Below are 8,153 nucleotides of genomic sequence, written 5' to 3'. Positions count from 1 at the left end.
CGATGGAACGACGGATGAAGACCCTTGCTCATTCACGGGCTTCAAAGCCCTAGGGAGTTGCGGTCTTTCATCCGTCACCGCATTTGGCATTACAGCGCTAAATGGCGGAAATGGGAAGTTACAAGGGCGACGATCTTTTTCAATTAGCCGAGATGTGGATACTACCCCACAGTGGCCTTTGGTTTATCTGGGCCTTAGCGATATTTTTTGTTGTAGCGAAGGCTGTGAAGAGTGTTCCAGCTGTGACTTTGGTTGTAAGTTTTCTGTTAGCCGCGCTGACGTGGGGAAGCATTATCAGTCCAGAAAATTTCGCTTATCGAAATGTGCTGACCTACCTGTTCTTCTTCCTTCTTGGTTGTTTTCAAGGTCAGCGGCTGCGTGAATTGGTGACTGATCGCCCGATAATTACTGTGGCGGTAGCGTTTGCAGGCTTCGTTTTCATCAAATACTTTGCGTTGAGGCTTGCCGCTGGTAACCTGATAGCCGTAGGTCTGCTGAGAACGTCTCTATCTATTGTAGGCCTTGTTCTCGGCTGCTCTTTATCGCTCGGTCTTACAAAAATTTCGCTACTCAAGTCGACTATGCTTTATATCGGCAGAAATACGACGGCAATTTATGTGACCCATATCTTCGTTGTCGCGATCTTAGCTGCGGCTTTCAGCTCCATGTTAAGCCCGCAGATGCCGTGGCCGCTTCTCGTTTCTCCGATGATAGTGATTTCGTCTGTCGGCTTGTCTATTGCGGCTAAAGAGTTCGCTGAAAGGGTCGGTTTGGCTTGGGTGTATCGCACGCCAGAACTTCCAGTCCGGAAAACGCGCGGTGTCGCACCCTCGGCTTGATGTCGAGAGGGCGTGACGAATAGGGTTCCCCCCATCTGATGCCCCCCTACCAAACTCAAAACACAAAAAAGCCCGGGACGTGCCCGGGCTTTTTGTTATTCCGTGTGGAGTTATCAGAACTTGATACCAAGGCCGATGCGGATGGCGTGCTGGTCAAGGTCGGAATTGATGACCGGGCCGCCGACGCCGGTGAAGTCGAAGTCCTTGTCGCCAAAGTTGGTATAGCGATATTCAATGCGGCCAAAGACCATGTCGGTGAAGGCGTAATCCACGCCCGCGCCGACGGTGAAGCCATTGAAGGTTTCTTTCTGTCCGACGCCAGCGACAGGTACGTCAAGGAAGCCGCGGCCGACGGCCCAACCAGCTGTACCGTAGAGCAGCGCACGGTCAAAGGCGTAACCAACACGACCACGAACAGAGCCCTGCCAATCAAGGCCGTAGTTGAAGGCGGTAACACCGCCTATAGCGAAGGAGTCATCGCCCCAGTTCTTTTCGAGATCACCTTCGATACCGATGACCCAGTTATTGTCGAGCTGATGGTTGTAACCGACAAAACCGCCGAGGATGCCGCCGTCAAAATCAGCAGAAAAACCACCGCCGAAATCGGCGTCGTTGTTGTTCCAGGCGTAACCGCCCTGCACACCTGCGGTGAAACCGGTCCAGTTGAACAGAGGTGTCTCTTCTACGGCCACCGGTGCTGCAGGTACTTCGTAAACAGCGTCTGCAGCCATTGCGGAGGATGCTGCAAGAATGAATGCGGCGCTCAGTGCTAGTTTCTTCATGATACTAAACCCTCTCCAAAATTTCATGAGGGCATATTACACCGATCCGAAATATAAGATGTAACTAAAAGATCACACACTTAAACATTGCTTCAATACGAGGCATCTGCGGAAATTACGCTTAAAAAAGTGTCACCAAAAACGCTGCGCACCGGATGTGATGCCAAATGGCTCTCGTTCACGGGTCGGTTTGGCCCAACAAATTGCCAACGCCACCACCCCGGTTTGTATGCCGGGGTGGCGGTGTCTGTAATGGATTGAAGGTCGCGGGCTGTTCGCTGGCGGTTAGTGCTTGCGCAGCAGCGCGCTGTTTTGGGCCGGTTTGCCGTTGTTGCCGATGCCGGAGGCGCTGATCTTGGCCTTGCCTTCACCCTGCATTGTCATGGTGCCTTTCCAGCCATTGTTGTCATCCAGCTTGACGCTGTTGCCGGATACGGAACCGGTGACCTTGGGACGCGGGAAACCGTTATTGGTCCAGAAGGTGACCTTGCCGTTGGAGATCTTCACGGTGGTTTTTCTGCCGCCGCCGCTGCTGGTGCCGCTCCATGTGCCATCCCAGGCGTTGGCCTTGGCGGTTTTGGCCTGTGTTGCCTTGGCTTGTGCAAAGGCCGGCGTGGTGGACACCAGCGCAAGTGATGCGACTGACAGAACGAGTGTGGTGATAAATTTGTGCATTGAAAGCCCCCTTTGGCATGCAGGCCCACGCTAACAGACGGCGGGCCCGGCCAAATCCCCCGAATGGGTGATGGGCTAAAATATTGGCGTGCCGGAGCTGCCTCGAAGACAGGTCCATGGCATGGAAAGGCACGGAACAAAACGCCATGCGCTTGGTTGAAGCACCGATGGCCTTTTCGCCAGCAAGGGAATTTCATGATGACAGACCTTCGCACCATGTCTGCGCCCGTTGACTTCGACGATATGGACAAGCTGACCGACCAGATGTTTGAATGGTCCCGCCAGCACAAGCTGCCGGTGGAAGACCTTCTTTCAAAACGCCACGCCATTCTGTCGCGGTTTCGGGCTGGAGAGCGGCAACCGGAGCGACTATTTCAGGGTTTATGACAAGCAATCAGGGGCGCCAGGTTCGACGCCCCTTTTTGACGCACTTGGTGATGCCAGCGAATTTACTGGCTATTGGCCATGATATCTGCGCAGTGTGGATTTTCTGGAGAACTCCATGCGTCGAATCATCCTGTTTACGGCCCTTTCCCTGCATGCCCTGACTGCCGACGCGCGCGAGGCTGCAACGGAAATTGTCGTTGCTGGCGGCGCAGCACAAATCTTCAAAAGCACCGTCACTGGCAGCGATGCCAAGTCCTTTGTCATCACGTCCGATGCCGCCAGAGCCGTGACGCTGAAATTTGATGCCAGTAACGATATTTGCGGCGTTGAAATGCAGACCACTGGCCAGCACGACTATGCCAAATATGGTCAGTTTCCGATCACAGTGCCGCTGGCCGCGATGATCAACAATTCCTACAAAGTATCGTTTTTCCTGACGCGATCCGCCTGGATCGGCAAACAGCATTGCGAGTTTACGCTGTCTGTTCAGTGAGCGACCCCGCTCTTTGCGCCCTGCCCTTTGGGCTCACGGCGCGGTGGGAAGACAGACGAGCTATGGCAAGGCCTGATTTGAAAAACGGCATCCGTGCGCAGGATTTGCTTTCTTAAAAAAGTGCTGGCGGCAGCCGGGACTACCGCCAGCATTCGCCAAGGAAATTGCAACGTTTCCGGAGGTGGCGAAGGTAAAAAGTTGCGGCCATTATTCGGTAATTTCCACCGGCGTACCGTCCGGCGTAATGATCACGGCCTCATAAAATCCATCGCCGGTCAAACGCGGACCGGACATCAGGCAGCCATCTTCCACGCAGCGGCGGGCTAGTGCATCAACAGCGGCGCGGTTGCCAAGCGAAATGGCAATGTGGTCCCAGCCAAGATGGTCATGCTCCAGACCACCACGCACCCAAGGGCCGGTCATCAACTCAATCTGGTCGCCACTGTCGGGCAGTTGCAGAAAACGCGACACGAACCCTTCGCGGCGCTTGCTGTGATAGGCCTCGCCCACCTCTGCGCCAAAATAGCGTTGCCAAAAGGCAGCGGCGGCATCGAGGTCACGGGTCCAGAGTGCGGTATGGGCAATGCGCATGATGAGATTTCAGCCTTTCAGACAAGATTGTTTTACCCCGTGCCCGTGCGTTGAGCTTCAGGTGTAAATGGCCCAGCGACCAGCACAGTCAGCCAATTCTGGCGGCGCTGGAAGACTGAATCATTCGCAACTACTGAATAATTCGCCAAAACGTGCACAACAATGCACGTTATTTTTCACACCGTGCACAAACGTGTATTTACTGCATGAACAACAGGAAGGTGCGGCGGTTACCGACTGCGCATAATTCGGCAAATTTCATAATGGAACTGACAGGCGGGTTGGTGTGGTTATATGGTCACTGAGTTGCGACCTGTGTTGGGAGAGTGTGATGAACAGCCTTGTTTTCAAACCCGCTGTGCCGATCTTGTTCGTGCGTGATGTCTCGGCAAGCAGCCGCTTCTACAGCGACAGGTTGGGTTTTGGCGTGGATTTTCTCTATGGCACACCACCATTTTACGGTTCGGTTTCACGCGGTCAGGCCTGCCTGCACCTGCGCCATGTTGATGCACCAAACTTTGCTGCGCTGGCGCCGACGGAACCATCCCTGATCCTGGCGACGATTGAAGTAACGGATGTGCATAGCCTGTATGAAGAGTTTCAGGCTAAATCCGTCGACGTGGCGCAAATGCCGACGCGGCAGGAATGGGGCGGCACGGATTTCCACATCATAGACCCCGATGGCAACGTCATTTCCTTTGTCACCTATACGCAACAACAGTGATCCAGCATGCGGCTTATTTACAGCAAGACACGCCAGTCATAAAAATTTGAAGTGACCAGCAAGCCCAAACGCCCTATCCGGCTAACGAGCCAATTTGAGAATCCATAACCTGCTTCCACTCGGAAGTTGTTTTTTCAGGATGATGTCCTTTTGTTCCAAGTGTTTGATCTGTTTAAACTGGCACTTTGCCTTTACGTTATTGTCAGAACCATCATGCCGCTGCCGACCTCACGGTTGGTCAAGATCATCGTCGCCGTGGCGTTGGTGGTTATTTCGCAGCATCACCTGATTACCCGTGTCACCACCGGCAACATGTTTTCGCCCGAGGTGCCGCGTGCGGTGATGATAGCCGTCAATATCGGCTTCGTGTTCATCGTACTGGCGGCAATGATGCAGCTCATCAGTGACATCGTCTCCGTGCTGATCGCCCTGGTGAAACGTCGCCAGGTGCGTGTTTCGCTGACGGCACGCGCCATCATCATAGCGCTGTCGCTGGGACTTTCCAGCTACGGCGTGTCGCAGGCGCTGCGCGTGCCTTCGCTGAAAGAAGTGACGCTGGAGATTAAGGACCTGCCGCAGCAGTTTGACGGTTACCGCCTTGTGCAGCTGACCGACCTGCATTTGAGCCGGCTGTTTCAACGCGAATGGGCCGAGGCGACCGTGACCGCCACCAATGCCATTGGTGCCGACCTTATTGTGATCACCGGCGATCTGATTGACGGCACGATCGAAGCGCGCAAAAACGATGTGCCGCCGCTGGGCGACCTGCGCGCGCCTGACGGTGTTTGGGTTATTCCCGGCAATCACGAATATTATTTTGGTCGTCCGGAGTGGATGGCGCAGTTTAAGGCGCTGGGCATGCAGGTGCTGGAAAACCAGCACACGCTGATTGAGCGCGATGGGGCCAGCCTGACTTTGGCCGGCGTGACCGACCGCAGCGCCGTGCCATTTGGCCAGGAAGGGCCAGACCTGCAAAAGGCGCTGGCCGGTTCGCCACCTGACAATGTCGTCGTGCTGCTGGACCACCAGCCGCGCATGGCGCAGAATGCAGCCGATCTGGGTGTGGACGTGCAGCTGTCTGGCCACACGCATGGCGGCATGATCTGGGGTTTTGACCGCATCGTTGCCATGTTCAACAACGGCTTCGTCTCCGGCCGTTATCAGGTGGGTGACATGCAGCTTTACGTCAACAACGGCACGGCGCTGTGGATCGGTTTTGCCGTGCGGCTGGGTGTGCCATCGGAACTGACGGTCATCACGCTAATATCCGTCTGACGCGATTTCGTTGATCTAACCTGAAAACGGCATCTTCTCAGGTGCCGTTTTGTTATCTCGATGTTTGCGTGGCATCATCCAGAAAGGCGCGCAGCCGTGGTGTCATGAAATCCAGAAAGGCCCGCACGCGATGTGGCAGGCGTTCCCCGCCCATAAACAGCGCGTGCAGGTCTTCCGTGTCACCGTCCACCTCATGGCGCAGAATTTCCACCAGCGCGCCGGAGCGCAGATCATCCCTGATGTGATATTCACCGAGCTGCGCTATGCCCATGCCCATGACAGTCATGCGTCGCACGGATTCCCCGTTATTGCCGAGCAGAATGGCGCCGGGCGAATAATCCCAGATGCGGCGGTTGGTGCGCGGTGCGGAAATCTGTTTCGAACGGCGAAAATTGAACCCAAGGCAGCGGTGGTTTTTCAGGTCCTGCAGGTTTTGTGGTCCGCCATGCTCCCTGAGATAGGCCGGTGATGCCACGACCCGGCGCTGCGCGGTGCCAAGCTTGGCAGAGGTGAGCGAGGAATCACCGAGATTGCCGATGCGAAACGCAACATCGGTACGATCAAGGTAGAGATCGACAATCTCGTCAGACAAGGAAAGGTCAACCACGATATTGGGATACAGCGCCCAGAACTGCGGCAGCAGCGGCTCTACCGCGACGGTGGCAAACCCGACCGATGAGGTTACGCGCACCACGCCACCACTGGCGGCCGCGCCGCGGGACACGTCACGTTCAATATCATCCAGCTCTGCCAGCAGACCCTGGCTGCGCTCATAATAACGCCTGCCCTCTGCCGTCAGCGACAGGCGGCGGGTGGACCGTTCCAGCAGCCGCACGCCCAGCCGTTCTTCCAGACGGCCAATCAGCTTGGATATATTGGAGGGAGTGATATTCAACTGGCGGGCGGCTTCGGAAAAATTTCCGGTTTCCACCACCCGCACAAATACATCCATCTCGCCAGCACGGTTATCCATAGTCCTATCCATTTGTGAATATGATTCATAGATGTGATGCCGTGAAACGGCGTTGTCAAGCGCGGTGTATGACCCTATTTTTCCTGTCATATTTAGCTTTCAAAAACGCTTCGCCTCCTCCCAAGCGGCGATAAAAGTCCTGATCGAGGAATGATGATGGAAAAGACCGGACCTAACTGGCCGTTGCTTGCCTTGGCCGTGGGCGCCTTTGGCATTGGTGTTACCGAATTTGCACCCATGGGCATGTTGCCCGTTATTGCGGATGGTGTTGATGTGTCCATCCCGTCGGCCGGGCTGCTGGTCAGCGCCTATGCGGTGGGGGTTATGGTGGGTGCGCCCGTCATGACGCTGCTGTTTTCGCGTTTCGGCAAACGCACGGCACTGATTGCGCTGATGAGCATTTTCACCCTTGGCAATGTGCTCTCGGCCTTTGCGCCAGATTACTGGACATTGCTGATTGCCCGTGTGGTAACCAGCCTTAACCATGGTGCGTTTTTCGGACTTGGTGCCGTGGTGGCGGCAAGCCTTGTGCGGCCGGAAAAACAGGCAACCGCAGTTGCCACCATGTTCATGGGCCTGACCATTGCCAATATTGGCGGTGTGCCAGTGGCCACCTGGATTGGCCAGCAGATTGGCTGGCGTGAGGCCTTTGGCGCAACGGCGTTGCTGGGCATTATCACCATGGGTGGTCTGGCGCTTGCGCTGCCAAAAAGTGCTGCTGGCAAACGTCCTGACGTGCGCCGTGAATTGCAGGTGATGATGCGGCCTGACGTGCTGCTGCCATTGCTGACCACCGTGCTCGGTGCCAGCGCCATGTTTGTGCTCTACACCTATGTCGCGCCAATTTTGACCAACCAGACCGGCGCATCGGAAGGTTTCATTACCATTGCGCTGGTGCTGATTGGCGTTGGTTTCACCATTGGCAATTATGTTGGTGGTCGTGCCGCTGACTGGTCGCTGACCGGTGCCGCCTCTGTGTTTCTGGCGCTGCTGTCGCTGATGATGTTCCTGTCGCCCTTGCTGCTGGGCACCCATATTGGTGCGGCCATTACGCTGGTTGTCTGGGGCATGGCAGCCTTTGCCATTGTGCCACCGTTGCAGATGCGGGTGATGCAGGCGGCGTCTGAAGCGCCGGGCCTCGCCTCCTCCATCAATATCGGTGCGTTTAACCTTGGCAATGCCATTGGTGCGGGCATTGGCGGCATGGTGATCAATGCCGGGGTTGATTACGCCTATGTGCCGGTGGCCGGTGGTGTGGCGGCCCTTGCCGCACTGGCGCTGGTGCAGATCAGCCGTCGCCTTCCCCAGGCACAGGCCTGCTGATAAAACAGGTGAATAGAAGACAAGGCACCGCGCCGGACACTGTCTTGCACAGTCCGGCGCGGTGTTTTGCATTTATGGACGCCGCGACAAT

Annotated in this window: 10 protein-coding genes; 6 read left to right on the top strand and 4 right to left on the bottom strand. The window is 55.8% G+C overall.

The features are described 5' to 3' along the window. Positions 1-101: 101 nt before the first annotated feature. Positions 102-839, top strand: a complete 738-nt coding sequence (locus IB237_RS24770; RefSeq protein WP_192491404.1) for an acyltransferase family protein — start codon at positions 102-104, stop codon at positions 837-839. A gap of 113 nt (positions 840-952) precedes the next feature. Here IB237_RS24770 and IB237_RS24765 read toward each other — a convergent pair whose 3' ends face one another. Together IB237_RS24765 and IB237_RS24760 are read right to left on the bottom strand one after the other, a co-directional pair. Then, positions 953-1,621, bottom strand: a complete 669-nt coding sequence (locus tag IB237_RS24765) for an outer membrane protein (RefSeq protein WP_192491403.1) — start codon at positions 1,619-1,621, stop codon at positions 953-955. A gap of 285 nt (positions 1,622-1,906) precedes the next feature. After that, positions 1,907-2,296: a hypothetical protein gene (locus IB237_RS24760; protein ID WP_192491402.1), complete on the bottom strand. Its 390-nt coding sequence runs from the start codon at positions 2,294-2,296 to the stop codon at positions 1,907-1,909. A 195-nt stretch (positions 2,297-2,491) separates the two neighbouring features. On the opposite strand from IB237_RS24760, the gene IB237_RS24755 reads away from it, so the two are divergent. Beyond that, positions 2,492-2,683 (top strand): hypothetical protein, encoded by a 192-nt coding sequence (locus IB237_RS24755; RefSeq protein WP_192491401.1) that lies wholly within the window; start codon positions 2,492-2,494, stop codon positions 2,681-2,683. Between the two features lie 115 nt (positions 2,684-2,798). After that, on the top strand, positions 2,799-3,176 hold the full coding sequence (locus IB237_RS24750; protein WP_192491400.1) for a hypothetical protein: 378 nt from the start codon (positions 2,799-2,801) through the stop codon (positions 3,174-3,176). Between the two features lie 207 nt (positions 3,177-3,383). Here IB237_RS24750 and IB237_RS24745 read toward each other — a convergent pair whose 3' ends face one another. Continuing rightward, on the bottom strand, positions 3,384-3,767 hold the full coding sequence (locus tag IB237_RS24745) for a VOC family protein (RefSeq protein ID WP_192491399.1): 384 nt from the start codon (positions 3,765-3,767) through the stop codon (positions 3,384-3,386). 331 nt (positions 3,768-4,098) lie between these two features. Here IB237_RS24745 and IB237_RS24740 point away from each other — a divergent pair, with 331 nt between their 5' ends. Together IB237_RS24740 and IB237_RS24735 are read left to right on the top strand one after the other, a co-directional pair. After that, on the top strand, positions 4,099-4,491 hold the full coding sequence (locus IB237_RS24740; RefSeq protein WP_192491398.1) for a glyoxalase superfamily protein: 393 nt from the start codon (positions 4,099-4,101) through the stop codon (positions 4,489-4,491). A 159-nt stretch (positions 4,492-4,650) separates the two neighbouring features. Next, positions 4,651-5,766: a metallophosphoesterase gene (locus IB237_RS24735; protein WP_371815403.1), complete on the top strand. Its 1,116-nt coding sequence runs from the start codon at positions 4,651-4,653 to the stop codon at positions 5,764-5,766. 52 nt (positions 5,767-5,818) lie between these two features. Here the strand turns inward: IB237_RS24735 and IB237_RS24730 are convergent, their stop codons facing one another. Beyond that, positions 5,819-6,739 carry a LysR family transcriptional regulator gene (locus IB237_RS24730; protein WP_192491397.1) on the bottom strand — a complete coding sequence of 307 codons (921 nt, stop codon included), beginning with the start codon at positions 6,737-6,739 and terminating at the stop codon, positions 5,819-5,821. Between the two features lie 156 nt (positions 6,740-6,895). On the opposite strand from IB237_RS24730, the gene IB237_RS24725 reads away from it, so the two are divergent. Further along, positions 6,896-8,062, top strand: coding sequence for an MFS transporter (locus tag IB237_RS24725; RefSeq protein WP_192491396.1), 1,167 nt, complete (start codon positions 6,896-6,898; stop codon positions 8,060-8,062). The last annotated feature ends 91 nt before the right edge of the window (positions 8,063-8,153 follow it).

It is taken from the genome of Agrobacterium sp. AGB01, from assembly GCF_014851585.1.
Taxonomy (GTDB): Bacteria; Pseudomonadota; Alphaproteobacteria; order Rhizobiales; family Rhizobiaceae; genus Agrobacterium.
This window is presented reverse-complemented; position numbering and strand designations above follow the sequence as displayed.